Below are 25,315 nucleotides of genomic sequence, written 5' to 3'. Positions count from 1 at the left end.
CACAAAACCGGGAGACAACAACCGTGATAGACACCCTCAGCCACCTGCCGCGGCCGGATGCCGGCGCGGCCGAACTGGCCGATCGCTTCACCGATCTGGCCCCGCCGCTCACCGCCCGCCAGGCCGCCCTGGAAAGCGCCCGCTGCCTGTATTGCTACGATGCGCCCTGCATCAACGCCTGCCCGAGCGAGATCGACATCCCCTCGTTCATCCGTAATATCAGCCACGAAAACGTCCAGGGCGCGGCCGAGAAAATCCTCTCGGCGAATATCCTCGGCGGCAGTTGCGCCCGCGTCTGCCCCACCGAAATCCTCTGCCAGCAGGCCTGCGTGCGTAACAATGCACAGGAGTGCGCGCCGGTACTGATCGGCCTGCTGCAACGCTATGCCATCGACAACGCGCAGTTCAGCGAACACCCGTTCCAGCGCGCCCCGGCCAGTGGCAAGCGCATCGCCGTGGTCGGTGCCGGCCCGGCGGGGCTGTCCTGCGCCCATCGCCTGGCCATGCACGGCCACGAGGTGGTGATCTTCGAGGCCCGCGAGAAAGCCGGCGGCCTCAACGAATACGGCATTGCCAAGTACAAGCTGGTGGACGATTTCGCCCAGCGCGAACTGGAGTTTCTCCTGCAGATCGGCGGCATCGAGATCCGCCACGGTCACAAACTGGGCGATGACCTCAGCCTGTCCGAGCTGCACCAGCAGTTCGATGCGGTATTCCTCGGCATCGGCCTGGCTGCCAGCAAGCGCCTCGGCCTGGCCGACGACGCCGCGCCGGGCCTGCTTGCCGCCACCGACTACATCCGTGAACTGCGCCAGACCGACGACCTCAGCCAGTTGCCACTGGCCAAGCGCTGCATCGTCCTCGGCGCCGGCAACACCGCCATCGACATGGCGGTGCAGATGAGCAAACTCGGTGCCGACGACGTCAACCTGGTGTATCGCCGCGGCCTCGGCGAAATGGGCGCCACCGAACATGAGCAGGCCATCGCCAAGGACAACCAGGTACGCCTGCTGACCTGGGCCCAACCCGAGCAGGTGCTGCTCGACGATCAGGGTCAGGTGCGCGGCATGCGCTTCGCCCGCACCCGCCTGGACAACGGCCGCCTGCAGCCCACCGGCGAGACCTTCGAACTGGCCGCCGACGCCATCTTCACCGCCATCGGCCAGGCCTTCGATGGCGCAGCCCTGGTCGACCCGCTGGCCCAGGAACTCAAGCGCGAGGGCGAGCGCATCTGGGTCGACGATCAACTGCGCACCAGCCTCCCCGGCATCTATGCCGGCGGTGACTGCACGGCGCTGGGCCAGGACCTGACCGTCCAGGCCGTGCAACACGGCAAGCTGGCCGCCGAGGCCATCCACTCCCATCTCACGCTCACCGTGGAGGCCGCATAAATGGCTGATCTATCCATCGAATTCGCCGGTATCAAGGCACCCAACCCGTTCTGGCTGGCCAGCGCGCCGCCGACCGACAAGGCCTACAACGTGGTCCGCGCCTTCGAGGCCGGCTGGGGCGGGGTAGTCTGGAAGACCCTCGGCGAAGACCCGGCGGCGGTCAACGTGTCGTCGCGCTATTCGGCGCACTACGGCGCCAACCGGGAAGTGCTCGGCTTCAACAATATCGAGCTGATCACCGACCGCTCGCTGGAAATCAACCTGCGCGAAATCACCCAGGTGAAGAAGGACTGGCCGGATCGCGCCATGATCGTCTCGCTGATGGTGCCCTGCGTCGAGGAGTCCTGGAAGGCCATCCTGCCACTGGTGGAAGCCACCGGCTGCGACGGCATCGAACTGAACTTCGGCTGCCCCCACGGCATGCCCGAGCGCGGCATGGGCGCGGCGGTCGGCCAGGTGCCGGAATACGTCGAACAAGTCACCCGCTGGTGCAAGACCTACAGCTCGCTGCCGGTGATCGTCAAACTCACGCCGAACATCACCGACATACGCCTGGCCGCCCGCGCCGCCTACCGCGGCGGGGCCGATGCGGTCTCGCTGATCAACACCATCAACTCGATCACCAGCGTCGACCTGGAGCGTATGGTCGCCAACCCCATCGTTGGCAGCCAGAGCACCCACGGCGGCTACTGCGGCTCGGCGGTCAAGCCGATCGCGCTGAACATGGTGGCTGAAATCGCCCGCGACCCCGAAACCCAAGGCTTGCCGATCTGCGGTATCGGCGGCATTGGCAGCTGGCGCGACGCGGCGGAATTCGTCGCATTAGGCTGTGGCGCGGTACAGGTGTGCACCGCCGCGATGCTGCATGGCTTTCGCATCGTCGAGGAGATGAAAGACGGCCTGTCGCGCTGGATGGACAGTCAGGGCTACGAGAGCCTCGCGGACTTCTCAGGCCGTGCGGTGGGCAACACCACCGACTGGAAGTACCTGGACATCAACTACCAGGTGATTGCCAAGATCGACCAGGACGCCTGCATTGGCTGTGGCCGCTGCCACATCGCCTGCGAAGATACTGCGCACCAGGCCATCGCCAGCCTCAAACAGGCCGACGGCACCCACAAATACGAGGTGATCGACGACGAATGCGTGGGCTGCAACCTGTGCCAGATCACCTGCCCAGTCGAGGACTGCATCGAGATGGTGGTGCAGGACACCGGCAAGCCGTTCCTCGACTGGCTGCACGATCCGCGCAATCCGTATCGCGAAGCCTCATAGACGGCGTGCGGAAGGCGAGGATTTCAGCCACATGCGGCTATAATTCGCGCCTTCCAATTCCACCCAGGCACAGACCGCGATGAACCAGGATCAACTCAAGCAAGCAGTCGCCCAGGCTGCCGTCGACTTCATCCTCCCCCAGCTCGACGCCAAGAGCGTTGTCGGGGTCGGCACCGGCTCCACGGCCAACTGCTTTATCGATGCATTGGCCCGGCACAAGGCCGAGTTCGACGGCGCCGTGGCCAGTTCCGAAGCCACTGCCACGCGCCTGAAAGGCCATGGTATTCCGGTCTACGAACTGAATACCGTCAGCGACCTGGAGTTCTATGTCGATGGCGCCGATGAAAGCGACGAGCACCTCAATCTGATCAAGGGCGGCGGCGCCGCCCTGACCCGCGAGAAAATTGTCGCCGCCGTGGCCAAGACTTTTATCTGCATCGCCGACGCCAGCAAGCTGGTGCCGGTGCTCGGCGCCTTCCCGCTGCCGGTCGAAGTGATTCCGATGGCGCGCAGCCATGTCGCCCGCGAACTGGTCAAGCTCGGTGGCGACCCGGTGTACCGCGAGGGCGTGAGCACCGACAACGGCAACCAGATCCTCGACGTCTACAACCTGTCCATCGTCAACCCGCGCGAACTGGAAGCGCAGATCAACAACATCGTCGGCGTGGTCACCAATGGCCTGTTCGCCGCCCGCCCGGCAGACGTGCTGCTGCTCGGCACGACCGACGGGGTGAAAACCCTGACCCGCTGAGTACTGGGCGGCTGTGAAATATCGCTCGCCCAAGACGATATTTTCACAACCTCTGAGCGGACTGGCCGGATAGGCAATGAGAGCTAGGCTTGCTGGGGTACTCCACCCCACGTCAAGGAACTCAGCATGGCCAGCAAATTTCACCTGAAAACAGCCAAGGACGGGCAGTTTCACTTCAACCTGCTCGCCGGCAACGGCGAGATCATTCTCACCAGCGAGCTGTACAAGACCAAGGCCTCGGCCCTCAATGGCATCGAATCGGTGCAGAAGAACTCGCAGCGCGAGGGCGCCTTCGAGGTCAAACCCGCCGCCGGCGGCAAATTTCACTTCGTCCTCAAGGCTACCAATGGCCAAGTGGTCGGTCAGAGCCAGCTATATGCCAGCGAGTCTGGCTGCCAGAACGGCGTCGAATCGGTGAAGAAAAATGCACCGTCGGCGTCCCTGCACGACGAAAGCTGACGGACTGGCAGGCGAAGGCCGGGTATTCACTCGGCTTGCGTCTGCAACAAACGGAACAGATCCGCCGCACTGACCGGGTACAGCTTGTCGCCGCCCAGCCCTGCGCCTGCGCATGCGAGGCCATGAGTCCCTGCTGCCTGGGCAACAGCGATAACCCGCCAGGATGCGCGCCACACTGATCAACCACGCTGCACTGCCTGCGGGTTGTGCGCAGGCATCGCTGCGCTTATTCGACCTGAGTGGGCATCACTACAGGTGCTGGTTTGCTGAAGACGTAGAGCAGATTGGGTTCACCTACGATGTAGATATTGCCCGCCGCATCCATGGTCACGCCTTCGGCCTGGGTGATGCTCTCGTGTAGACCGTTGAGACCGCCGATCAGGCTGATGAAGCTGACCGGCTGCCCCTGCTCATCCAACTCCAGCAGCAAACGCGACTCGTCGGACAGCACCAGGGTGTGACCGCTGCGCGCATCGAAACTCAACGAAGAAATATCGCGGACAAACGCGCGCTTCGAGGGCAAGGCCTGCAGCGTCCTGGCCGCGCCGTCTTCGCCGGGAAACGGCAAGCTGAACAGTCCCAGCGGACCGCGTTCCTTGCCGAGCAGCACGCGCTGATTGAGCGAATCCCAGGCAATCCCCTCGAAACCCTTGTTGCCGGAATCGGCGAAACCCAGGTCGAACGACGGATAGTCCCCGGCATCCAGGCTCAAGGTGTCGGCGCTGATACTGAACGTCGTCATGCTGCGCCGACGCTCGTCGATGATCGCCAGGCGTCCGTCAGAGACGACCTCAACCCCCTCGGGATCGGAAAATCCGCTGAGCGGGATACGCCGCAGCACCTCGCCGCCCAGGGTCAACTCGACCAGCTGCGGGTGCTTGCCGGTCACGGTGAACAGGGTGTCGGTGGCGGGGTTGTAAGTCAGGCCTGAGGTTTCATCCTGCTCCAGACCGGACAGCGACTTGCCCTGCATGACGGCGCGATAGCCCGGCAGCCAGATGCTCGCCTGCTGCTCGACCACACTCAGGCGGCCTTCCTCGAGCCAGAACCAGGCGCGCTCGTCCAGCCGCAAGAAATTGATCAGCAACGCCGTGGCGACCAATAGCACCAGCAGCACCAGCATCAGCCGGCGCAGGCGCATGAAACGACAGAGTGGGACAGGCATTGGGCACGACTCGAGAAAACCATGGCCGTCAGACTAGCGACCAGGGCTTGAAGTTCGATTCCCAATGGGGCGCCTCCAGGCACCCCGTTCGCGGCGAGCCTGTTACAGCACGCGGCTGACGAAGCGCGAGTGACCGACCAGTTCGAGCACCAGCTCATCGCCCTTGAGCAACGGGCCGACCCCGGCCGGCGTACCGGTGAGGATCACGTCGCCCGGCTGCAGACTGAAGTGACCGGCGATGTGCTGGATCATCGGCAGAATCGGATTGAGCATGTCGCGGCTGTTGCCGTCCTGACGCACTTCGCCGTTGATCGAGAGGCGAATACCGATGTCGCTCAGGTCCTCCAGCGCGTCGCCCGGCACGAAGGGCGCCAGCACGCAGGCGCCATCGAAGGATTTGGCGATTTCCCAGGGGTACCCCTTCTCCTTGAGCTTGGCCTGCAGGTCGCGCAGGGTCAGGTCGAGGGCCGGGGCAAAGCCGGAAATCGCGTCCAGCACTTCTTCGGCATTCGGTGTGCGCGACAATGGCTTGCCGATCAGCACGGCAATTTCCGCCTCGTAATGCACCGCACCACGCTCAGCGGGGATGGCGAAACCGTCGTCCAGCGGCACCACACAGCTGCCGGCCTTGATGAACAACAGGGGCTCGCTCGGCACCGGGTTGTTCAGTTCCTTGGCGTGTTCGGCGTAGTTGCGGCCGATGCACACCACCTTGCCCATGGGGAAATGGATATGGGTGCCATCGACATACTGATGCTGGTAGCTCATGGGCAACTCCTTATGGGAATGCATTGCACCGCTCTTTGTGGGAGCAGGCTGTGTAGGGCGGGCAAAGCCACCCTACGATCGGAATAGTTGATCGCCCATAGTCGGCGAATCATCGCGGGCTGTCGTTTCGACCAAAGAGTCAATCAGCTGGCTGAATGCCTCGCGAGCGAAGGCAAGGCGGCGGAGCCGGGAAAAAGCGGAGTTGGCTACTGCCAATCCGCATTTTTCCTGACTTTGCCTACGCCGCATGTCCAAGCGCAGCAGCTTTCAGAGCGGGAAGATCTTGCCCGGGTTCATGATCCCGTTCGGGTCGAACACCGCCTTGATTGCCTTCATGTAGCCGATTTCTGCTTCCGAGCGACTGTAGTGCAGGTAGTCGCGCTTGGTCATGCCGACACCATGTTCGGCACTGATTGAGCCCTTGTACTTCAGCACGGTCTCGAACACCCACTTGTTGACCGTCGTACACCTGGCGAAGAACTCGTCCTTGGACAGGTTTTCCGGCTTGAGGATGTTCAGGTGCAGGTTGCCGTCACCAATGTGGCCGAACCAGACGATCTCGAAGTCCGGGTAGTGTTCAGCGACGATGGCGTCGATATCGTGCAGGAAGGCCGGCACTTTCGACACCGTGACCGAGATGTCGTTCTTGTACGGGGTCCAGTGGCTGATGGTCTCGGAGATGTATTCGCGCAGCTTCCACAGGTTCTGCAGTTGCTGTTCGCTCTGGCTCATCACGCCGTCGAGCACCCAGCCCTGCTCGACGCAATGCTCGAAGGTGGCGAGAGCGGCATCGGCCACTTCCTCGGTGCTGGCTTCGAACTCCAGCAGCGCATAGAACGGGCAGTCGGTCTCGAACGGTGCCGGCACGTCGCCACGGCCCATGATCTTGGCCAGGGCCTTGTCGGAGAAAAACTCGAAGGCGGTCAGGTCCAGCTTGTTCTGGAAGGCGTGCAGCACCGGCATGATCGAGTCGAAGTCGGCGGCGCCGAGGACCATGGCGGTGAGGTTCTGCGGGGTGCGATCGAGGCGCATGGTGGCCTCGACCACGAAGCCCAGGGTGCCTTCGGCGCCGATAAACAGCTGGCGCAGGTCGTAACCGGTGGCGTTCTTGATCAGGTCCTTGTTCAGCTCCAGCAGCTCGCCGGTGCCGGTGACGACCTTGAGACCGGCCACCCAGTTGCGGGTCATGCCGTAGCGAATCACCTTGATCCCGCCGGCATTGGTGCCGATATTGCCACCCAACTGGCTCGATCCGCTGGAGGCGAAATCCACCGGGTAGTACAGCCCGTGCTCTTCGGCGAACAGCTGCAGCTGCTTGGTCACCACACCCGGCTGACAGACCACGCTGCGGTCGAATTCGTTGAACGCGAGAATCTGGTTCATATAATCGAAGGCCACCACCACTTCGCCATTGGCGGCAACGGCTGCGGCCGACAGCCCGGTGCGCCCGCCCGACGGCACCAGGGCGACCTTGTGCTGATTGGCCCAACGGACGATGGCCTGCACCTGCTCGATGCTCTTGGGAAAGACGATGGCGCAGGGAGCCGGGGCGAAATGCTTGGTCCAATCCTTGCCATAGGTGTTGAGGGAATCGGCGTCGGTCAACACCTTGCCGGGCTCAACCAGGGTCTTCAGCTCTTCGATCAGCGCAGGATTGGTCATCTACGGAACTCTCAAACGATTCATGGTCACCCTGAGCACGCTTCATGTGCCAGGGGTGGGTGTTTCGCGGGGCGCTTATGCTAGCATACGCACCCCGTGAATCGTGCCCTCCAGCAGGGCATTGAAAGCGTAGCGAGCCAAGGCCAGACAAGCCGAAAGCAGCCGGGAAGGCGCAGTTTGCTCAGTGGAAATGCGCATTTTCAGCCAGGCTTCAACGCTTTATGGCCGAGCCCAGTGGCTTTCAATTGCTGATGGCCGATCTGCGGGACGCAGTCAGCAACGCCGCTGGCCCTTTCCCTGACACTATTTGTGGGACAACAGGTACTCCGATGAGCAAGACCTCTCTCGACAAGAGCAAGATCAAGTTCCTTCTTCTCGAAGGCGTCCACCAGAATGCCGTGGACACCCTGAAGGCTGCCGGCTACACCAACATCGAGTACCACAAGGGCGCACTGTCCGACGACGAGCTGAAAGAAAAGATCGCCGACGCGCACTTCATTGGCATTCGCTCGCGCACCCAGTTGACCGCCGAAGTCTTCGATTGCGCCAACCGCCTGGTGGCAGTTGGCTGCTTCTGCATCGGCACCAACCAGGTCGACCTCGACGCCGCCCGTGAGCGCGGTATCGCCGTGTTCAACGCGCCCTACTCGAACACCCGCTCGGTGGCCGAACTGGTGCTGGCCCAGGCCATCCTGCTGCTGCGTGGCATCCCGGAAAAGAACGCTTCCTGCCACCGCGGTGGCTGGATCAAGAGCGCAGCCAACTCCTTCGAAATCCGCGGCAAGAAGCTCGGCATCGTTGGCTACGGCTCGATCGGCACCCAGCTTTCGGTTCTGGCCGAAGCCCTGGGCATGCAGGTGTTCTTCTACGACACCGTGACCAAGCTGCCGCTGGGCAACGCCACCCAGATCGCCAAGCTGCATGACCTGCTGGGGATGTGCGACATCATTTCCCTGCACGTGCCGGAACTGCCGTCCACCCAGTGGATGATCGGCGAGAAGGAAATCCGCGCCATGAAGAAGGGCGGCATCCTGATCAACGCCGCCCGCGGCACCGTGGTCGAGCTGGAGCACCTGGCCCAGGCAATCAAGGATGAACACCTGATCGGCGCGGCCATCGACGTGTTCCCGGTCGAGCCCAAGTCCAACGACGAAGAGTTCGAGAGCCCGCTGCGCGGCCTGGATCGGGTGATCCTGACCCCGCATATCGGCGGCTCAACCGCCGAGGCACAGGCCAACATCGGCCTGGAAGTGGCGGAGAAACTGGTCAAGTACAGCGACAATGGCACCTCGGTGTCCTCGGTCAACTTCCCCGAAGTCGCCCTGCCGGCACATCCGGGCAAGCACCGCCTGCTGCACATTCACCAGAACGTGCCGGGCGTGATGAGCGAGATCAACCAGGTGTTCGCCGAAAACGGCATCAACATCTCCGGTCAGTTCCTGCAGACCAACGACAAGGTTGGCTATGTGGTGATCGACGTCGACGCCGACTATTCCGACCTGGCGCTGGAGAAGCTGCAACACGTCAACGGCACCATCCGTAGCCGCGTCCTGTTCTAACGCTGCATCGACAGTGCACATGGGGGGCTCAGGCCTCCCTTTTTTTGCGCCGCGTTTGGTCCTGACTAAGCTTGAGGGGGCAAGATGAGCGCTTGGAGTGGTCATCTTGCAATCGAGCGCCCCCACGACAGGCTCCTGCGGGAGCGCGAGTCGCCGCCAGGCCATGAGCAGCACGCGCTCAAAGGCAGCCCATGCAAGTTCCTCCGATTATCCTGGTCAACACCGCAACCACCCTGGCACTGGCGATAGTCGCGCTGTGGCTGGGCTATCGCATAAACCACAAAATCAGCGTATTCAATCGCTACAACATTCCGCCTGCGGTGAGCGGCGGTTTGCTGATCAGCGCCCTGGTCGCGCTCATTGAGTTACCCACCGGCTGGCAAATCCGCTTCGACCTGCAACTGCGTGACCTGCTACTGATCGGCTTCTTCAGCACCATCGGCCTGTCCGCCAAGCTGCGCCAGATGCTTGAGGGCGGCAAGGCACTGGCGATAATGCTGGGCCTGGCCGTGGTGTTCCTGCTTTTCCAGAACCTCACTGGCACGGCGCTGGCCATGCTTGCCGGTAAAAGCCCGCTCTACGGTCTGATTGGTGGCAGCATTTCCTTGGCCGGCGGCCACGGCACAGCGCTTACCTGGGGGGTGCTGTTCGAGCAACACTTCGGCCTGGCAAATGCCAGCACCCTGGGCATGACCTTCGCCACTGTCGGGCTGATCAGCGGCGGACTGATCGGCGGCCCCGTCGCGGCCCTCCTGATCCGCCGGCACCGTCTGTCGCCCGCTCACCGCGAGCCTGAACTGCCGCACATCGAAGTCGGCAAGCGCACCACCTACTTGATTGACCTCAATAGCCTGCTGACCGCGGTGCTGCTGATGGCCCTGTGCTTCGCCCTGGGCGCGGCCGTGTATGACTGGCTGGCTGCGCTGGGAACACGCTTGCCGGCCTTTCTCACCGCCATGCTCCTCGGAATCCTGCTGACCAATGGCCTGGAGCTGTGCAAGATCGAGGTGGATCAGCGACCGATCCAGCTGATGGGCGACCTGAGCCTGCAACTGTTTCTCGGCATGAGCCTGATCAGCCTGCCGCTGCTGTCGCTGCAGGGCGCGCTGGGCATGATCAGCCTGATAATGCTGATCCAGGCCGCAGTGATCGCCCTGTTCAGCGTGTGGCTGGTGTTTCCCCTGCTCGGGCGCGACTATGACGCAGCCTGCATCTGCGCCGGCTTCATCGGCATGGGCCTGGGCGCCACACCGGTAGGCATCGCCAACATGAACGCCCTGACCAGCCGCTTCGGCCCCAGCCCCAAGGCCTACCTGGTGATCCCGCTGCTCGGTGCCTTCTTCATCGACATCGCCAACGCCACCCTGGTGCAGCTGCTGCTGGGCTTTGGCTGGTTCAGCGGCGCCGGCTGAACACGCCTCAGGCGGCGTGAAAAGGGCTCACCGGGACGATGCGAAAAGGCGCGATGAGTCCTTTCGTCGCGGTGCGTCAGTCCGCCGGAGCAGCAAGGTCGCCCCGCGTTACTGCACCGTGATGCTGATCTTCTGCGACATGACTGGCGGATCGAGCGGCACATGGCTCTTGTCGCCGATCAGCAGTTGCAGGGTGTGCTGGCCCGGCGGCAGGCTCAGCTCGGTCTCGGTCTGGCCCTTGCCGAAGTGGCGGATGTTGTCGGTCGCCGGCAGCGGCATGTCCATCGCCGGCAGTTCAGCGACATCCACCAGCAGATGGTGATGACCAGTGGCCGGCGCATCCGTGCCGGCTGGCGCCACACCCATGCCCTTGAGGCCGAACTTGACGGTGAAGTGCTGTCCCACCATCGCGCCATCGGCCGGCTCGATAAAGTACACCTGCGCCCCTTCCGGCGCCGGGGTGCGCGGCGTTTGCGCCCAGGCCGAACCGAGGGGCGCGAGCAGCGCGGCAAGCAGACCAAGACCAGCGAACACAGGATTCATAGCGCATACCTCAAGCAAAGACGAGAACTATGACTCTAGTCGAGGGGCGCGCCTTCGCCTGGCAAATCCTCCAGCGCCGCCAGCGCCAAGGACGCCGCTTCCAGTTCTTCCTCGCTGAACACCAGCACTCCGGCACGGCGCAGGGCGGCAGCGGTGACACCTTCGCCGGCGACTTTCACACCGCTGAAGCTGCCGTCGTAGTTCTCGCGATTGCCGCACGACGGGCTGCGCGCCTTGAGCAGCGCCAGACGGATGCCGTGCTGCCGGACCAGGCTCAGGGCCTGTTCGGCGCCGGCGACGAAGGCCGCCGTGACGTCCTCGCCATCGATAGTCCGTACCGGCAGCAGGCCGTCGAGCACCGGCGCCCCCTGGCCCGAGGGGATTTCCGCCGCCGCTCGCGGGGTCAGCAAGCCGCCGGCGACTTCCGGACAGAGCGCGACCACCCGCCCCTCGGCCTGCCAACGCTGGAGCAGATCGAAGGGACCATGGGCGCCGCCGTCGTAGCGCACGCGGTGACCGAGCAGGCAGCGACTGACCAGAATCTTCTGCATACATTCTCCTGGGGACTATCAGCCATCGGCTGACCTACAGCGGGTCGTCGCCGCGCCGACGGAACCAGCCGGTCAGTGACAAGCGCTCGCGGGTCGCCGGCAACACCTCATGGGGCATGTCCGCGGAAAGGAACACCAGCAGGCTGCCGGCCTCTGGTGGCACATCACGCGTCGTCGCGTCCGCCAGATAGAGGCGCAAGGCGCCGCCCTGCTCGGGCTGCCACTGTGGGTTGAGATAGAACACGGCCGACACCGCACGGCGGTCGTCATCGCGGAAACGATCGAGATGTTTCTGGTAGAAGGCGCCGGGCGGATACATGGCAAAGTGGCACTCGTAGTCTTCCAGGCCCAGATAGAGCTCGCGATTGAGTGCCTGGCGCAGCCCGTCCATCAGCGCCAGATACTGGTCGCAAGCCGGCGACAAGCCGGCATCCAGCCATTGAATACGATCGCCGCGCACCCCTTCGCGTATCTCCTGGCCAGTGCCGCGGCCGATGCTGGCGGGGGTTAATTCACCCTGCGCAGCACGTTTGCGGCACTCTTCGGCGAGTTCGAGGGTCAGAGTCTGTGGAGCGAACAACGTTTGCAGCGACCAACCTTGTTCGGCCAGGTCGTCAACGATGCGCGCCAACAGCGCAGAATGAGTTGAAATAGTCATGCCGGCGATTCTATCAGTCTGCTGGCTACGCCTCGACAAGCTCCGCCAAGCCACCGAAAATAGCTGCCCGCTAGACAGGAGTCTGTATGCGCGTCCTATCCATAGTTTTACTGTTGTTCCTCAGCCTCCCCAGCCTGGCAGATGCGCAAGATCAGCTCTACCAGGCAGCCGGCTGGCCGCAGCAACGCGTGCATTTCAACGATGCCCTGAGTGCCGCACAGACGCGCTATCGCAACAGCCTGCCGCCAGCGGTCTACCAGGCGCTGGTGAACAACAGCAACCAGCGCTTCGCCCCGCTGGCCATCGATCAACGCGCGCAGCAAAGCCTGCGGCGAAACCTCACCGACCCGCTACCGGCCCTGCAGTTTTTCCAGTCGGAACTGGGTCGCAAGGTGATCGCCGCCGAACAACTCGCCACCCGCCGCGACCAGCTGGCACTCTATGAAAAAGGCTTGCCGCGCATCGAAGCCGCCGCCACCCGTCGCCTGCTGATCCGCCACCTGGCCCAGGCGCTGCCGGCCAAGGAGGCCGGCGCCGAAGTCAGCCTGGCCCTCGCCGGGGTCGCGGCCGATAGCCTCAGCCAGATGCTCCCCGGCCTGTTCGGTGGCGATAGCGCCCAGGGTTTGCTCAACACCCAGCGCCAGCGCCTGATGGAGCAGATCGGCGCGGACCTGGACAACACCCTGCTGCACGTCTACCGCGAACTGTCCGATCCGGAGCTGGAAGAATTCGTCAGCTTCGCCCAATCGACAGCAGGTCAGGCCTACTATCAGGCCGCCCTGGCAGCCATCCGCGCCGGCCTGGCCGTCGGCCAGAGCAGCGCCGACCTGGCGCCGGCACCCCGGGGGATCTGACAGCGCAGCTGAATAGCCTGCGCTGGGCTTCGCCCAGCCTAAGTTGCCCCCCAGCCGCTCAGGCCAAACGCTCGCGCAGAAAATCGAAATAGCGCTGGCGCAGTGCTGCCGACTCGTTGGCCAGGTGATGGCGCGCCTCGGCCAGGCGCAGGATCTCCGGCGCGGCGAACTTGTCCTGCAATAGCCTCAGGTTGTGCTGCCAGTCCACGGTCATGTCCGCTTCGCCCTGGATGATCAGCGGGCTGCGCGCGCTGCGTGGCGCCCCCTCGATCCGCGGCACCCATTGGCTCAAGGCGCCAACCCAGGCGGTTGGCAGGCTGCGCGACTGCAACGGATCGCGATTGTGCACGAAGTCGATAAACTCGGGATCGCTCGAATTGTCGCTGAAGCGCCGTGGAATCTCGCGGATGAAGGGCTTCAGCAGTCGATAGCTCAACTGCGACCAGGCCCAGGCCCGCGGCCGCACCAGCGGCGCCAGCAGAATCGCCTCGCCCACTTCGGGCCCGGGTTTGCCGGTCAACAGATAGTCGATCAGGATCGCGCCGCCGGTACTTTGCCCGCACAGGTGCCAGGGCTGCGGCAGGTCAAGGGCGGCGGCCTGCTCCAGCGCACCCTGCAGCACCAGTTGATACTCGGAAAAGTCGCCGATGCTGGCGCGCGCGCCGCTGGACAGACCGTGCCCTGGCAGGTCGATCGCCAACACGGCAAAGCCAAGGCCAAGCGCCCACTCGATCACATGGCGATACAGGCCGCTGTGGTCGTAATAGCCATGGATTAACAGCAAGGTGGCGCGCGGAGCCGGCGGCAACCAGACCTGAGCGGCAATTCGGTATGCGCCGACCTGAAAATAGCCGAGCAGGCTGCCCTCGGTCGGCAACTGCCCGAAGCCGTAGAAACGCCGGTACGCCTGCTCGTGTGGCAAAGCCATGGTCGCGGCGGCCAAGGGTCGCAGACTGGCGACCAGGTCTGCGGGCTTAAAACGGTCTGGCATAAAACTTTCCATCAAATCAGGCGGGCTTCCCGCGGAACAGATACAGCAGGCCGTTGAATAACGCGGGGGCGCGTAGGCCGTACTCGCAAAGGCATTCGCCGTTTTCCAGCAAGCGGCGGACTGTTAAAGATATTCTGCTGCCCGGCAGGCCATGGCAAGCTATGCGTCCTTTCACCTGCCGAATGTGCCATGTCCAGCCCCAACCGCAAGACCCTACTCGCCAGCCTGCTGATCCTGCTCTGGGCCGCTGCCATGTTCGCCGCCTATTGGTGGTATGAAGCACGCTACCTGCGCAGTTTCAGCGAGCAGGCCGCCTTGTTCTATGGTGAGCAGCTGCGCCTGCCCGCCGAACTGGCCGGCCCCGGGCCGATTCGCCTGGTGCATTTCTGGGATCCGGCCTGCCCGTGCAACATCGGCAATCAGCAACACCTGGGCGAACTGATCAAGCACTTCGGCCCCTTGGGCGTGAGCTTCCATGCCGTGCAGAAACCTGGCAGCAAGGGTCAGTTACCGGCCAGCCTGAGCGCCATTCAAGCCCTGGCCGCGCTCCCCGGCAGCGCGGGCATACCGGCCAGCCCCGCAGTGGCGATCTGGGACAAGCAGGGTCAGCTGGCCTATTTCGGCCCCTACAGCGAAGGGGTCACCTGTACCTCCAGTAACAGCTTCATCGAGCCCATCCTCGAGGCCCTGAGCGCTGGGCGCCCGGTCAATGCCAGCAACACCCTGGCGCTAGGCTGCTTCTGCGACTGGCAGAGCAACTGACTATTTCAAATTCAAACCAGCGGGCACACGCCGCCGGGGGAACTACCGCACCTCACTTCCGGTAGAAGCACACTAGAGAACCCCTGCCCGGCCCGCTTGGAAGGCTAGATTCAGCCTATCGCGGTCACTCCCTGCAACCGGCTGTCTGCGGCCCAGCAACAACCCACAATAATTTAACGACAGTTGTACAAAGTAATTATCTTGTATAACTTAGGTACCAGAAAATACTCTGCGAGCCCACGGATGGCCGCCATACTCAGCAGTGAGTACAACGCCATTAACCGAGTGCCTCGACATGCCTGACAGTCTTTCTCCCCTTGAACAGCACTACCGCAAAGCGGATCGCATCATGCTGGGCGTGCTCTGGCTGATGTTCCTCTACTCGCTGGGCCTCGCGGCTTGGCAAGGCACCTGGGGCCAGGCACTGCTGGTCGGCGGCGGTACGGTGGCGGTGATGAGTGTGCTGCATCAGCTGATCGCCGGCAGGCGTCTGCTGCGTTGCGCGATTGGCGCGGCCTTTATGGTGATGTCGGCGCTGCACATCAACCAGGCTGGCGGCATGCTGGAAATGCACTTTGGCATCTTCGTGCTGCTGGCATTTCTGGTGTATTACCGCGATTGGCTGCCCATCGTGGTGGCCGCCACGGTGATTGCAGTGCATCACCTGAGTTTCTTCGCCCTGCAATCGCAGGGTGTTGAGGTGGTTGTGGTGAACGATGGCAGCTGGCCGATCATCTTCCTGCATGCGTTCTATGTCGTGATGGAAAGCGCGATCCTGATCTACCTGGCCCGACAGACTCATGCCGAAGCAGTCGAAGGCGCGGCGTTGATGCAGGCCGCCGAACAACTCACCAAACACGACGATACGATTGATCTTAGCTACCGCAGCAGCGCACAGGGCGAGGTCAGCAAAGGCTTCAACCGCTTTCTCAACACCCTCGATGAGCTGGTCAGCGATGTGATCAAGGACACCCAGGGGCTGCAGCAAATGGGCGACAACCTGGTGCAGGCCACCGGTCATCTAAGCAGCGGTGCAGACCGCCAGCAGGGTGAAATTGCCTACATGAGTTCGGCCATGCAGCAGATGAGCAATGCCATCGATGAAGTCGCTGGGCATGCAGACGGGGCCGCGAGTGCGGCGCAAACGGCTAACCAGCAGGCCTCCGAGGGCAGCCGCTCGGTCAACCATGTGCGCAGCGAGATCGGCAAGCTGGCCACGCAGATCGACGTCACCGAAAGTGAAGTACAAGCGCTGGCCAATCAATCCGAACAGATCGGCAAGGTGCTGGAGGTGATCCGCTCGATTGCCGAACAAACCAACCTGCTGGCCCTCAACGCCGCCATCGAAGCTGCCCGTGCAGGCGATCAGGGCCGTGGCTTTGCCGTAGTCGCCGATGAGGTGCGCAACCTGGCGCAGAAAACCGCGCTGTCCACCGCCGAAATCCAGCAGATCATCAGCAGCCTGCAACAGGGTAGCCGGCAAGCCGCTTCTGCCATGCAGGAAAGCCGCGACAGCGTGCGCAATTGCGTGAAGGACAGTCAGGCCACCGCCGAACTGCTCGGCGCAGTGGCGCAGGACATCAACGCCATCACCCAGATGAACGAACTGATTGCAGCTGCCACCCACCAGCAGGCGGCGACCAGTGCGGAAGTCAGCCAGCACCTCAACAGCGTGCAGCAAGTGGCCGAGCAGAATCTCAGCGATGCGCAAAAGCTCAGCAGTGATGGTCAGCAGCTCAGCACGTTGGCCGAACGGTTGAACAGCCTGAGCCGGCGCTTTCGCGTCAGCAGCTAGCACGGTCGCCCTGCCGAAACCGGAAAACGGGATAGAACGGCGACAACACGGCAAAGCTGCAGGCTACGCACCTCATCGTGCAGGTGGCGAAAGCTCTGCTGCTACCAAATCCCGCGGCAAACCGGCCACGCTGACACCAAGGGCCTTGGCGCGGAGCAGCAGATCACACAGGCGCACGCCCAGATTGACCTCAAACCAGAAGCGCACGCGGTTGAGCAACTGGTTTCCCTCAGTTGCACATTCGGCCTGCGGGCAGAGCGAGGGAAACAGTCGTGAAGAGGGGTTGTCGGCAGCCAGAAAGACGCAAAGGCGCGGGCAATGGCTTGTTGTTGCGCTTTTAACCTCGGCAAGGGTCGAAGTAACACATGACTACTTCGGGCCATCCCCAGGCGGTCGTCTACGTGAAGGCGCGCGCTTTCAGCCGCCGACGCGCCAAGGCGTTTAATCTGGCCCAGCAGTCGTGGCTTGCGTGATTAAGCGATGCAGCCTGGATGTCCCGCTCACCCTCGCGCAACCGGCTTGCCTACCCGCTTACTCGCCGTCGCCTTGCGCTTGCCGGTCTTGCGTTTGCCTTTCCAGGGCGCGGCAGCGGCCGGGCTGGCGGGGCCGCTGATGGTCAGGCGCAGGCCGGCGCAGCGTTGCACCTGCTTGCTCATCCAGGCCGACTGTTTGGCGACGAAGTCGTCCAGACTCATCTCGCCGCTCTGGACCATGTCCAGCGCCTGCTCCCAGATTGCCGTGGTGCCGGGGTCGGCGATGGCGCGGGGGACAGCATCGATCAGGCTGAAGGCGGCCGGAGTCGCCGCCAGTGCCTTGCCCTGTTTGAGCAGGTAGCCGCGGTCGAGCAGGCCCTGGATGATGCCGGCGCGGGTCGCTTCGGTGCCGATGCCGGTGGTGTCCTTGAGTTTCTGCTTGAGCCGCGGGTCCTCGACCAGCTTGGCGACGTTCTTCATCGCCTTGATCAGGTCGCCCTCGGTGAAGGGTTTCGGCGGCTGGGTCCAGAGGTCCTTGAGGGTCACGCCCAGCACTGCGCAGTCCTGCCCTTGGCGCAGGGCCGGCAGTGCTTGTGCGACTGGCGCTTCGCGGCCTTTGGCGGGTGCCAGGGCTTCGGGCAAGGCACGGCGCCAGCCAGGTTCGACAATGACCTTGCCGACCGCGCGCAGGGCCTGGCCGGCGCAGTCGAAATCCGCCTGGGTGCGGTCGTATTCGTGGCTGGGCAGGAACTGCGCCAGGTAGCGGGCGCGGATCAGGGTATAGACCGCCCGTTGCTTGCCGACCAGGCGCTCCAGGTTCAGCGCGGCGGCGGTCGGGATGATGCCGTGGTGGGCGCTGACCTTGGCATCGTTCCAGGCCCGCGAGCGGCGTTGCGGGTCCAAGTGCTCGAGCAGGCCGGCCAGGCCTGAATCGGCCCGGCCCAGCGCAGCGAGGATGGCCGGCGCCTCGGCGTGCTGGCTGAGCGGCAGGTAGCCACAGTCGCTGCGCGGGTAGGTGATTACCTTGTGGGTTTCGTAGAGCGCCTGGGCGATATCCAGGGTTTCCTGGGCGCCGAGGCCAAGCTTCTTGGAGCAGACTTCCTGCAGGGTGCCCAGATCGAACAACAGCGGCGGCGCTTCGCGCATGCGCTCGGTGCGCAGTTTCACCACCCGTGCACTGCCCGCATTACCCATGGCGATCGCCGCCTCCTGCGCCAGCGCCTGATGCAAACAACGGCCCTGCTCGTCACAGACATCCGCCGCGGCTCGCCACTGGGCGCTGAACGTGGTGTCGTCGGCCAGCAGCGGCACCTCGATGGCCCAGTACGGCAGCGGCACGAAATCGGCGATGCTGCGGTCGCGATCGACCACCAGGCGCAGGGTCGGGGTCTGTACCCGGCCCACCGGCAGCACGCCCTGATAACCGGACTGCTGGCCGAGCAGGGTGAACAGCCGGCTCATGTTCATGCCGATCAGCCAGTCGGCGCGCGAGCGGCCCAGCGCCGAATGGTAGAGGCTGAAGGTCTCGGCGCCGGGCTTGAGCGCGGCCAGGGCCTTGCGGATCGAGGCGTCGTCCAGGGCCGACAGCCAGAGGCGCCGGATCGGCCCGCGATAGCGGCAATGCTCGACCAGCTCGCGGGCGATCATCTCGCCCTCGCGGTCGGCGTCGGTGGCGATGACCAGCTCGCCGGCTTCGCCGAGCAGGCGCTTGACCACCTTGAACTGGCCGGAGGTCTTGGGCTTGACCAGCATCTTCCAGCGCTCGGGGATGATTGGCAGGTCACTCAGCACCCAGCGTTTGTAGCGGGCATCGTAGGCATCCGGCGGGGCGGTTTCCAGCAGGTGGCCAATGCACCAGGTCACCGTCAGGTTGCTGCCCAGCCAGCAGCCATCGCCACGCCGGTTGGCGCCGAGCACCTTGGCGATGTCTTTGGCCTGGGAGGGTTTCTCACAGAGGAAGAGCTGCATGGCCGCCATCATTGATTCCTTGTCGCGATGGCACACAGCATGCGCAGTGGCGCGGGTTCAGGCAACCTTAATCTGTATGGATGTACAGTTAAAATCGTTGGGTGCATCGCCGACCTGGAAAGCGAGCAGCTGCCGAGCATCGCCAACTACACGACAGAGGGTCACTGCGGTGACCCTCCGTCGGCCATGCCCAGTCAGGCATTGGTGCAACCTGCATCAGAATCAGCTCAATGCTCGATGGTGTCGAAGGAGGTATCGGCGAAGTACGTGGCATAGGTTTGCAATGCACCAAGGACTTTGACCGCCCCATTTCGACGGGCCTCGTCGGGAGTCTTGCCGGCCATGCTGTCGGCACCGGCCAACAGCTCGGCGATAACCAGGTGCAGTTGTGCGTCGGCCTCGGGTGCCAGCTTGCAATGCTTGACCATATAGGCCACTTCATCATTGATCCGAGCGGCCAGTTGGTCGTACTGCGCATCGCCCAGCTGGTTGTCATGGATGGCCGGCAATGACGTCTGCATGGCGCCATTCAGCGCCCCCATGGCCTTGCGCAACGGCGCATCGGTAGCCCATTTTTCGCCAGCGTTCAGTTGCAGCTCATGCGTGGAGGCTCCGTGCTGGTGCGCGGCTTCGCTAGCCAGGCTGGCGTGGGCAAAGCTCAGAGAGGAAGCGCCCAGGATCAGGGCGAGAATGGCTGTACGGGGGGGCAGGTTCATGGTGGGACTCCGTCAATGCAGTAAATGATGGTCGCCGATCTCAGCGACTGATTTCATTTACTTGAACGTCGCCCGGGAGTTTTTTGTTCCATCTTTTGCGCCTATTCACGGTGCAGGCTTTCGAAACCGGATGGCCCGACCGGCTGCTGCGTGAGCAGTTGCGCCAGCCGTTGACGTTGTTCGGAAGTCAGAATGGTCCGTTCGAGCAGAAGCTGCTCGATAACCTGTTGCTGCTGTGCGTCTTGCAGGCGGGCGATCGCGACCCGCTCGCGCTCGATCAATTCAGGGTCTGGGGTATCTCCGAAGATCGCCTCGATCAGCCGGTCACGGTGCTCTTTGATGGCGCCGCCGGAGGCGTGCAACTGGGTGAAGAACAGCACCTCGGCGTCATGCCAGCGTTGCAGTTGATCGGCACTCAACTGGAGGTGACGGGACAGGCTGGTAGGCGCCCCTGAGGGCATCGGCAGACCATCACGCGGGAGCATTTGCCAGCCTGCGGCGGCGAGTACGCCGACATTGACCAGTAACGAAAAGACCAGTGCGGTACGAAGGGAGGCGTGCGTCATTTCAGGGTTACCTTCAGGTAGCAGGATTCAGGGCGAGCACAAAGCGCGCCGGGCGGGGCGCTCCCCAGCACGGCCAGGGCATTCAGGCTCAGCGAAGCGGACGCCGGCGGTTCCGGGGGTAAGGCGGAGCCGATCAGCACGCCAAACAGTACCGATGCCGCCGCCCCCGCTGCGACCGGCAGCCGATTACGCCATCTGGCCGATCGGCGGGGGCTCAGGCGCGGGCTCTCGAGCAAGACGCTGACGCGCGCGGTTAGATCGACCGGCGGTTGCTCTGGCACCAGCGCACGCAAGCCTTGGCTGATTGCCTGCAAGTCGCGAACAACCGTGGCGCAACTGGGGCAGACGGCCAAATGCGTGGCGATAAAGCGGCTTGCCAGTGGATCAGACTCGCCATCGAGGTAGGCGGACAGCGCCTCCATATCCGGGTGCTCAGTCATTTAGTTGCCCTCCGCTCGCGTGTCGATAACTGCTCAGCATGGCCTCGCGGGCCCGGGCCAGCCGCGACTTGACCGTTCCTTGCTGGATTCCCAAGGTGGTTGCCAGCTCAGCATAAGACAGGCCCTCGACTTCACGCAGCAGCAAGATTTCGCGGTGCTCCAGCGGCAGCCGGGCAAGCAGGCGCTCCAACAGGGCAATGCGCTGCGAGCCAGCTAACTGTTGTTCCGGAGAAGCCACAGGGCTGAGTAGTTGACTGGCGTCCTCGAGGGCTTCGCATGGCTGGCGCCGCCGCTGACGCAACGCATCCAGGGTGGTGTTGCGGGCGATTTGCAACAACCAGGTCTGAAAGCGTGCCTCGGGCCGCCATTTGTCCAAGGCCAGATATGCCTTGAGGAAGGTGTCTTGGGTGATGTCCAGGGCCTCGTCGCCGCCTGCGCACAGACGCCGGACAAACTGGAATACGCGCGCCTGGTTGCGCTGCATCAGCGAGCCGAAGGCATGCCGATTGCCTGCTTGAGCCTGCTTGATCAACTGTTCTTCCGAATCGTGCATATCAACTTTTCTGCCCAAGACATCGGCCCCTGCACGCTGCGTTACGGATTTAACGCTGCCAGCCGGGCAAATGTTCCATTTATATGGACTCAGCGTGGAATCTTCACCCGATTGTCGGCGAAGCCGCGTCGCAGTGCGGGCCACGCAATTGGGAGCCCTATTATTCGACCCGCGAGGGGACTTGCCGGCAAAAACCCCATGATCCGCGCGCCTGAACCCGCGCCGGCAGGGAGACAGGTACCCCCACGCAGCACCTGACCAGGACACGATGATCTTCGCCGCCGAAACGGCCGAGCGGCAAAGACGCTACCCGCATCGCCGCAGTGTAGTGGACCGAATGGAAGAGAAGCTTTAACTGACGGCGTTGGTGCTGCTCCATGGCGGATTGATGGCACGCGCGCCATGGCGGTCATGCGCATCCTCAACGACACGGCGCGCAAGTTCGAGACGGCAATCATTGTCGTCACTCATGATGGACAAGACATCCCCTCCTTCACGCCCATCCACGACCAGGTGCCCCATGAGGAAGCCGGCGAAGGCAGGAGCCTCGAGTGAGCCAACAACTGCGCCGAAGCCTCCCTGCGCAGGAGTCGTGCGCAAAATCCCCACAAAAAAGGGTCACCGCAGTGACCCTTGTTTGTTTACCCATACAACTGCCTAGGCGGGCGCATGCACCTGCGAAGGATCGCGGCGGCTGTCCGGGCCCACTTGGTCCCGAACGCCAGCGGTTTCATCCATGGCTTGCTGTACTGCTTTCTTGCGCGCGACCTCGGCGCGACGGGCGATGAACCAGACCATGAAGGTCATCAGCGACACCGACAACAGGATCAAGCTGGCGATCGCGTTGATTTCCGGTTTCACCCCCAGGCGCACGGCGGAGAACACCTCCATCGGCAGGGTCGTGGCGCCGGGTCCGGAGACGAAGCTGGCCAGCACCAGGTCGTCCAGCGACAGGGCGAAGGACATCATGCCGCCGGCCGCCAGGGACGGCGCGATCATCGGGATGGTGATCATGAAGAACACCTTCAAGGGCTTGGCGCCCAGGTCCATGGCCGCCTCCTCGATCGACAGATCCAGTTCACGCAGACGCGAGGACACCACCACCGAGACATAGGCGGTACAGAAGGTAGTGTGGGCGATCCAGATAGTCACGATGCCGCGCTCGCTCGGCCAGCCGATCAACTGGGCCATGGCCACGAACAGCAGGAGCAGCGACAGACCGGTGATCACTTCCGGCATCACCAGGGGTGCCGTGACCAGCCCGCCGAACACGGTGCGGCCCTTGAAGCGGGTTACCCGCGTCAGGACGAAGGCCGCCATGGTGCCGAGGATAACTGCGGCAATCGCGGTGTAGCAGGCGATTTCCAGGGAGCGCATCACCGCGCCCATCAGTTGGGTGTTGTCGAGCAGACCGACGTACCACTTCACCGACCAGCCGCCCCACACCGTGACCAGGCGCGAACCGTTGAACGAATAGATCACCAGGATCAGCATCGGCAAGTAGATAAACAGGAAGCCTGCCCACAACATCAGGGTGGAGAAACTGAAACGCTTCATGCCCGGCCCTCCATTTCTTTAGCTTGGCTGCGGTTGAACAGAATGATCGGAATGATCAGAACCGCCAGCATCACCACCGCCAAGGCCGAGGCCACGGGCCAGTCGCGATTATTGAAGAACTCCTGCCAGAGCACCTTGCCGATCATCAGTGTCTCCGGACCGCCGAGCAGCTCTGGGATGACGAACTCCCCGACCGCCGGAATGAACACCAGCATGCAGCCGGCGATGATGCCGTTCTTCGACAACGGCACGGTGATTCTCCAGAAGCTGTTGATGTTGCTCGAGCCCAGGTCGGAGGCGGCCTCCAGCAGACTCTGGTCGTGCTTCACCAGGTTGGCATAGAGCGGCAACACCATGAACGGCAGGTAGGAGTAGACGATGCCGATATACACCGCGAGGTTGGTGTTGAGAATGCGCAGCGGCGAGTCGATTACCCCGATACTCAGCAGCAAGCTGTTGAGCAGGCCATTACTGCTGAGGATGCCCATCCAGGCATAGACGCGGATCAGAATCGCCGTCCAGGTCGGCATCATGATCAGCAACAGAAACACCATCTGCATGTCCTTGTCAGCCCGGGCGATGGCATAAGCCATCGGATAACCGATCAGCACGCACAAGGCGGTACTGATAAAGGCCATCTTTATTGAGCCGAGGTAGGCGGCCAGGTACAGATCGTCCTCGCTGAGGAAGATGTAGTTACTCAGGTTGAGGACAATCGACAGTTGCTGTTCCGCCCAGTTGTAAATCTCCGTATAGGGTGGAATGGCCACGTCGGCTTCGGCAAAGCTGATCTTCAAGACGATGATGAAGGGCAGCAGGAAGAACAGGAACAACCAGATGAAGGGCACTCCGATAACGAAGTGCCTCCCTGTGGGCATACGCCGGCTGATGCTTCGGGAAATATTCATGAGCGCAATGCCACCCCGCTGTCATCCTCCCACCAGACGAAGACCTGGTCATCCCAGGTCGGCCGCGCGCCGCGACGCTCGGCATTGGCGACGAAGGATTGAACGATCTTGCCGCTCGGCAGCTGCACGTGGAACACCGAATGGCCGCCCAGATAGGCGATGTCGTGCACAGTGCCGCGCGACCAGTTGTACTCGCAGCTCGGCTGTTCGGTGGTGACCAGCAGCTTCTCCGGGCGAATCGCGTAGGTGATGCTCTTGTCCTGCACCGAGGTGCTGACACCATGACCGACGAAGATGTTGCGCTCCAAGTCCGGGCTGTCGATCAGCGCATGGCCCTCCATGTCCTCGACCACCTGGCCATCGAACAGGTTGACGTTGCCAATGAACTCGCAGACCAGGCGGCTGGTCGGGGTTTCATAGATGTCGATCGGGCTGCCGATCTGGGCGATCCAGCCCAGGTGCATGATGGCGATGCGCTGGGCCATGGTCATGGCCTCTTCCTGGTCGTGGGTCACCATCACGCAGGTCACGCCGACCCGCTCGATGATCTCCACCAGCTCCAGTTGCATTTGCGAGCGCAGTTTCTTGTCCAGTGCGCCCATCGGCTCGTCGAGCAACAGCAGTTTCGGACTCTTGGCCAGGGAGCGGGCCAAGGCCACGCGCTGACGCTGGCCGCCGGACAACTGGTGCGGCTTGCGCTTGGCGTACTGGGTCATCTGCACCAGCTTGAGCATTTCCTCGACCCGCGCCTCGATCTCGGCCCGGGACATCTTGTCCTGCTTGAGGCCGAAGGCGATGTTGTCCGCCACACTCATGTGCGGGAACAGCGCGTAGGACTGGAACATCATGTTGATCGGCCGCTCGTAGGGCGGCAGATCGGTGATGTCTTCTCCATCCAGGTAGATGCGCCCCTGGGTCGGCCGTTCAAAGCCGGCGAGCATGCGCAGCAGGGTCGACTTCCCCGAACCCGAGCCGCCGAGCAGGGCAAAGATTTCGCCTTTGTTGATGGTCAGAGAGACGTCGTCGACAGCGATGGTTTCATCGAACTTCTTCGTCACACGATCGATTTTGACCAACACCTCTTTGGGTTGTTGATCTCCCTCAATAACCTTTTTATAGGCACTGGAAGCAACTGCCATTACCAAAACTCCCGCAAAAGTAGCGCCCAACCCCGACGGCCGGACGTTTGAAATTGTGGCCTTAGTCGACCCTGTTCCAGCTTCGGGTCATTGGCCTTTGTATTGTGATCGGCAACTCCGCCGAGTGAAACAACCTGTCCAAAACTGCTCGCAGCGGCTACACCGCCGCGTCTCTGGCTACGCCCTGATCGATCGATACGGGCCACAGTCATGTGACTTAGCGTAGCCAAGGTAACCGCTGGCCCCGACACTTATCGCGGGGCTCACTGAATGACTCGTGCAGGCCGCTGCCTGCTTGTCGCGGTTGGCCGTGCGTCGCTGAACTATCGTCGCCTGGGCCTTGGCCAGCAGGGCAAGCGCCGGGGCGCTGACGGAGGCATTTCGCACAGCCGTGTCCTC

25 protein-coding genes are annotated in these 25,315 nt (G+C 62.9%); 10 read left to right on the top strand and 15 right to left on the bottom strand.

Features of this window, described 5'->3' with window-relative positions:
• Positions 1 to 23 precede the first annotated feature (23 nt).
• The 4 genes from LJY18_RS19225 to LJY18_RS19210 all read left to right on the top strand — a co-directional run bounded on the left by LJY18_RS19225 (position 24) and on the right by LJY18_RS19210 (position 3,876).
• Positions 24 to 1,391 carry an NAD(P)-dependent oxidoreductase gene (locus LJY18_RS19225; protein ID WP_238043547.1) on the top strand — a complete coding sequence of 456 codons (1,368 nt, stop codon included), beginning with the start codon at positions 24 to 26 and terminating at the stop codon, positions 1,389 to 1,391.
• Complete coding sequence (gene preA / locus LJY18_RS19220; protein WP_238043544.1) at positions 1,392 to 2,666, top strand: NAD-dependent dihydropyrimidine dehydrogenase subunit PreA; 1,275 nt, start codon at positions 1,392 to 1,394, stop codon at positions 2,664 to 2,666.
• Between the two features lie 79 nt (positions 2,667 to 2,745).
• Positions 2,746 to 3,417 (top strand): ribose-5-phosphate isomerase RpiA, encoded by a 672-nt coding sequence (gene rpiA / locus LJY18_RS19215; RefSeq protein WP_238043542.1) that lies wholly within the window; start codon positions 2,746 to 2,748, stop codon positions 3,415 to 3,417.
• Positions 3,418 to 3,543: 126 nt separating this feature from the next.
• Positions 3,544 to 3,876 (top strand): YegP family protein, encoded by a 333-nt coding sequence (locus LJY18_RS19210; protein WP_238043539.1) that lies wholly within the window; start codon positions 3,544 to 3,546, stop codon positions 3,874 to 3,876.
• A gap of 226 nt (positions 3,877 to 4,102) precedes the next feature.
• On the opposite strand, the gene LJY18_RS19205 is transcribed toward LJY18_RS19210, so the two are convergent.
• The 3 genes from LJY18_RS19205 to LJY18_RS19195 form a co-directional block, all read right to left on the bottom strand.
• The gene (locus LJY18_RS19205) at positions 4,103 to 5,041 is read right to left on the bottom strand and encodes an SdiA-regulated domain-containing protein (protein WP_238043537.1); all 939 of its coding nucleotides are present in this window, start codon (positions 5,039 to 5,041) and stop codon (positions 4,103 to 4,105) included.
• Between the two features lie 102 nt (positions 5,042 to 5,143).
• A complete protein-coding gene (locus LJY18_RS19200; RefSeq protein WP_238043535.1) occupies positions 5,144 to 5,809 on the bottom strand; it encodes a fumarylacetoacetate hydrolase family protein in 666 nt (221 codons plus the stop codon).
• 267 nt (positions 5,810 to 6,076) lie between these two features.
• Positions 6,077 to 7,471, bottom strand: coding sequence for an FAD-binding oxidoreductase (locus LJY18_RS19195; protein ID WP_238043533.1), 1,395 nt, complete (start codon positions 7,469 to 7,471; stop codon positions 6,077 to 6,079).
• A gap of 329 nt (positions 7,472 to 7,800) precedes the next feature.
• Between LJY18_RS19195 and serA the strand changes: the two genes are divergently transcribed.
• On the top strand, positions 7,801 to 9,030 hold the full coding sequence (serA, locus tag LJY18_RS19190) for a phosphoglycerate dehydrogenase (RefSeq protein WP_238043530.1): 1,230 nt from the start codon (positions 7,801 to 7,803) through the stop codon (positions 9,028 to 9,030).
• 191 nt (positions 9,031 to 9,221) lie between these two features.
• Positions 9,222 to 10,442, top strand: a complete 1,221-nt coding sequence (gene gltS, locus LJY18_RS19185; protein WP_238043528.1) for a sodium/glutamate symporter — start codon at positions 9,222 to 9,224, stop codon at positions 10,440 to 10,442.
• A 108-nt stretch (positions 10,443 to 10,550) separates the two neighbouring features.
• Here the strand turns inward: gltS and LJY18_RS19180 are convergent, their stop codons facing one another.
• The 3 genes from LJY18_RS19180 to LJY18_RS19170 are packed head-to-tail and all read right to left on the bottom strand — an operon-like array spanning position 10,551 to position 12,194.
• On the bottom strand, positions 10,551 to 10,985 hold the full coding sequence (locus LJY18_RS19180; RefSeq protein WP_238043526.1) for a DUF4399 domain-containing protein: 435 nt from the start codon (positions 10,983 to 10,985) through the stop codon (positions 10,551 to 10,553).
• A 35-nt stretch (positions 10,986 to 11,020) separates the two neighbouring features.
• Positions 11,021 to 11,536 (bottom strand): DUF523 domain-containing protein, encoded by a 516-nt coding sequence (locus LJY18_RS19175; protein ID WP_238043524.1) that lies wholly within the window; start codon positions 11,534 to 11,536, stop codon positions 11,021 to 11,023.
• Positions 11,537 to 11,570: 34 nt separating this feature from the next.
• Positions 11,571 to 12,194 carry a 2OG-Fe(II) oxygenase gene (locus LJY18_RS19170; RefSeq protein ID WP_238043522.1) on the bottom strand — a complete coding sequence of 208 codons (624 nt, stop codon included), beginning with the start codon at positions 12,192 to 12,194 and terminating at the stop codon, positions 11,571 to 11,573.
• An 86-nt stretch (positions 12,195 to 12,280) separates the two neighbouring features.
• Between LJY18_RS19170 and LJY18_RS19165 the strand changes: the two genes are divergently transcribed.
• Positions 12,281 to 13,048, top strand: a complete 768-nt coding sequence (locus tag LJY18_RS19165) for a hypothetical protein (protein ID WP_238043520.1) — start codon at positions 12,281 to 12,283, stop codon at positions 13,046 to 13,048.
• Positions 13,049 to 13,106: 58 nt separating this feature from the next.
• On the opposite strand, the gene LJY18_RS19160 is transcribed toward LJY18_RS19165, so the two are convergent.
• Positions 13,107 to 14,039: an alpha/beta hydrolase gene (locus LJY18_RS19160; protein ID WP_238043518.1), complete on the bottom strand. Its 933-nt coding sequence runs from the start codon at positions 14,037 to 14,039 to the stop codon at positions 13,107 to 13,109.
• Positions 14,040 to 14,228: 189 nt separating this feature from the next.
• Between LJY18_RS19160 and LJY18_RS19155 the strand changes: the two genes are divergently transcribed.
• Together LJY18_RS19155 and LJY18_RS19150 are read left to right on the top strand one after the other, a co-directional pair.
• A complete protein-coding gene (locus LJY18_RS19155) occupies positions 14,229 to 14,801 on the top strand; it encodes a DUF6436 domain-containing protein (RefSeq protein ID WP_238043517.1) in 573 nt (190 codons plus the stop codon).
• 295 nt (positions 14,802 to 15,096) lie between these two features.
• On the top strand, positions 15,097 to 16,596 hold the full coding sequence (locus tag LJY18_RS19150) for a methyl-accepting chemotaxis protein (RefSeq protein WP_238043516.1): 1,500 nt from the start codon (positions 15,097 to 15,099) through the stop codon (positions 16,594 to 16,596).
• 500 nt (positions 16,597 to 17,096) lie between these two features.
• On the opposite strand, the gene LJY18_RS19145 is transcribed toward LJY18_RS19150, so the two are convergent.
• The 5 genes from LJY18_RS19145 to LJY18_RS19125 form a co-directional block, all read right to left on the bottom strand.
• Positions 17,097 to 19,037 (bottom strand): DNA topoisomerase III, encoded by a 1,941-nt coding sequence (locus tag LJY18_RS19145; RefSeq protein WP_238043515.1) that lies wholly within the window; start codon positions 19,035 to 19,037, stop codon positions 17,097 to 17,099.
• 227 nt (positions 19,038 to 19,264) lie between these two features.
• A complete protein-coding gene (locus tag LJY18_RS19140; RefSeq protein WP_238043514.1) occupies positions 19,265 to 19,753 on the bottom strand; it encodes a hypothetical protein in 489 nt (162 codons plus the stop codon).
• A gap of 101 nt (positions 19,754 to 19,854) precedes the next feature.
• The gene (locus tag LJY18_RS19135) at positions 19,855 to 20,319 is read right to left on the bottom strand and encodes a Spy/CpxP family protein refolding chaperone (protein ID WP_238043513.1); all 465 of its coding nucleotides are present in this window, start codon (positions 20,317 to 20,319) and stop codon (positions 19,855 to 19,857) included.
• Positions 20,316 to 20,759 (bottom strand): anti-sigma factor family protein, encoded by a 444-nt coding sequence (locus LJY18_RS19130; RefSeq protein ID WP_238043512.1) that lies wholly within the window; start codon positions 20,757 to 20,759, stop codon positions 20,316 to 20,318. The genes LJY18_RS19135 and LJY18_RS19130 overlap by 4 nt, the downstream gene beginning before the upstream one ends.
• The gene (locus LJY18_RS19125) at positions 20,752 to 21,312 is read right to left on the bottom strand and encodes an RNA polymerase sigma factor (RefSeq protein WP_238043511.1); all 561 of its coding nucleotides are present in this window, start codon (positions 21,310 to 21,312) and stop codon (positions 20,752 to 20,754) included. The genes LJY18_RS19130 and LJY18_RS19125 overlap by 8 nt, the downstream gene beginning before the upstream one ends.
• Positions 21,313 to 21,714: 402 nt before the next feature.
• Between LJY18_RS19125 and LJY18_RS19120 the strand changes: the two genes are divergently transcribed.
• Entirely contained in the window at positions 21,715 to 21,867 is a 153-nt protein-coding gene (locus LJY18_RS19120) for a hypothetical protein (protein ID WP_238043509.1), read from the top strand.
• 102 nt (positions 21,868 to 21,969) lie between these two features.
• Here the strand turns inward: LJY18_RS19120 and LJY18_RS19115 are convergent, their stop codons facing one another.
• The 3 genes from LJY18_RS19115 to LJY18_RS19105 are packed head-to-tail and all read right to left on the bottom strand — an operon-like array spanning position 21,970 to position 24,916.
• On the bottom strand, positions 21,970 to 22,869 hold the full coding sequence (locus LJY18_RS19115) for an ABC transporter permease subunit (RefSeq protein WP_238043508.1): 900 nt from the start codon (positions 22,867 to 22,869) through the stop codon (positions 21,970 to 21,972).
• The gene (locus LJY18_RS19110) at positions 22,866 to 23,747 is read right to left on the bottom strand and encodes an ABC transporter permease subunit (protein WP_238043780.1); all 882 of its coding nucleotides are present in this window, start codon (positions 23,745 to 23,747) and stop codon (positions 22,866 to 22,868) included. The genes LJY18_RS19115 and LJY18_RS19110 overlap by 4 nt, the downstream gene beginning before the upstream one ends.
• A gap of 26 nt (positions 23,748 to 23,773) precedes the next feature.
• Positions 23,774 to 24,916, bottom strand: coding sequence for an ABC transporter ATP-binding protein (locus LJY18_RS19105; RefSeq protein WP_238043507.1), 1,143 nt, complete (start codon positions 24,914 to 24,916; stop codon positions 23,774 to 23,776).
• Between the last annotated feature and the right edge of the window lie 399 nt (positions 24,917 to 25,315).

The sequence above is a fragment of the Pseudomonas sp. MMS21 TM103 genome (genome assembly GCF_022132145.1).
Lineage (GTDB): Bacteria > Pseudomonadota > Gammaproteobacteria > Pseudomonadales > Pseudomonadaceae > Aquipseudomonas.
This window is presented reverse-complemented; position numbering and strand designations above follow the sequence as displayed.

Coding starts and splice junctions, on each gene's coding strand:
- LJY18_RS19160 (WP_238043518.1), bottom strand. CDS start 14,039: ATGCCAGACCGTTTTAAGCCCGCAGACCTGGTCGCCAGTCTGCGACCC.
- LJY18_RS19170 (WP_238043522.1), bottom strand. CDS start 12,194: ATGACTATTTCAACTCATTCTGCGCTGTTGGCGCGCATCGTTGACGAC.
- LJY18_RS19135 (WP_238043513.1), bottom strand. CDS start 20,319: ATGACGCACGCCTCCCTTCGTACCGCACTGGTCTTTTCGTTACTGGTC.
- LJY18_RS19140 (WP_238043514.1), bottom strand. CDS start 19,753: ATGAACCTGCCCCCCCGTACAGCCATTCTCGCCCTGATCCTGGGCGCT.
- LJY18_RS19175 (WP_238043524.1), bottom strand. CDS start 11,536: ATGCAGAAGATTCTGGTCAGTCGCTGCCTGCTCGGTCACCGCGTGCGC.
- LJY18_RS19130 (WP_238043512.1), bottom strand. CDS start 20,759: ATGACTGAGCACCCGGATATGGAGGCGCTGTCCGCCTACCTCGATGGC.
- LJY18_RS19205 (WP_238043537.1), bottom strand. CDS start 5,041: ATGCCTGTCCCACTCTGTCGTTTCATGCGCCTGCGCCGGCTGATGCTG.
- preA (WP_238043544.1), top strand. CDS start 1,392: ATGGCTGATCTATCCATCGAATTCGCCGGTATCAAGGCACCCAACCCG.
- LJY18_RS19110 (WP_238043780.1), bottom strand. CDS start 23,747: ATGCCCACAGGGAGGCACTTCGTTATCGGAGTGCCCTTCATCTGGTTG.
- LJY18_RS19180 (WP_238043526.1), bottom strand. CDS start 10,985: ATGAATCCTGTGTTCGCTGGTCTTGGTCTGCTTGCCGCGCTGCTCGCG.
- serA (WP_238043530.1), top strand. CDS start 7,801: ATGAGCAAGACCTCTCTCGACAAGAGCAAGATCAAGTTCCTTCTTCTC.
- rpiA (WP_238043542.1), top strand. CDS start 2,746: ATGAACCAGGATCAACTCAAGCAAGCAGTCGCCCAGGCTGCCGTCGAC.
- LJY18_RS19200 (WP_238043535.1), bottom strand. CDS start 5,809: ATGAGCTACCAGCATCAGTATGTCGATGGCACCCATATCCATTTCCCC.
- LJY18_RS19165 (WP_238043520.1), top strand. CDS start 12,281: ATGCGCGTCCTATCCATAGTTTTACTGTTGTTCCTCAGCCTCCCCAGC.
- LJY18_RS19120 (WP_238043509.1), top strand. CDS start 21,715: ATGGCGGTCATGCGCATCCTCAACGACACGGCGCGCAAGTTCGAGACG.
- LJY18_RS19105 (WP_238043507.1), bottom strand. CDS start 24,916: ATGGCAGTTGCTTCCAGTGCCTATAAAAAGGTTATTGAGGGAGATCAA.
- LJY18_RS19195 (WP_238043533.1), bottom strand. CDS start 7,471: ATGACCAATCCTGCGCTGATCGAAGAGCTGAAGACCCTGGTTGAGCCC.
- gltS (WP_238043528.1), top strand. CDS start 9,222: ATGCAAGTTCCTCCGATTATCCTGGTCAACACCGCAACCACCCTGGCA.
- LJY18_RS19125 (WP_238043511.1), bottom strand. CDS start 21,312: ATGCACGATTCGGAAGAACAGTTGATCAAGCAGGCTCAAGCAGGCAAT.
- LJY18_RS19210 (WP_238043539.1), top strand. CDS start 3,544: ATGGCCAGCAAATTTCACCTGAAAACAGCCAAGGACGGGCAGTTTCAC.
- LJY18_RS19155 (WP_238043517.1), top strand. CDS start 14,229: ATGTCCAGCCCCAACCGCAAGACCCTACTCGCCAGCCTGCTGATCCTG.
- LJY18_RS19150 (WP_238043516.1), top strand. CDS start 15,097: ATGCCTGACAGTCTTTCTCCCCTTGAACAGCACTACCGCAAAGCGGAT.
- LJY18_RS19115 (WP_238043508.1), bottom strand. CDS start 22,869: ATGAAGCGTTTCAGTTTCTCCACCCTGATGTTGTGGGCAGGCTTCCTG.
- LJY18_RS19145 (WP_238043515.1), bottom strand. CDS start 19,037: ATGCAGCTCTTCCTCTGTGAGAAACCCTCCCAGGCCAAAGACATCGCC.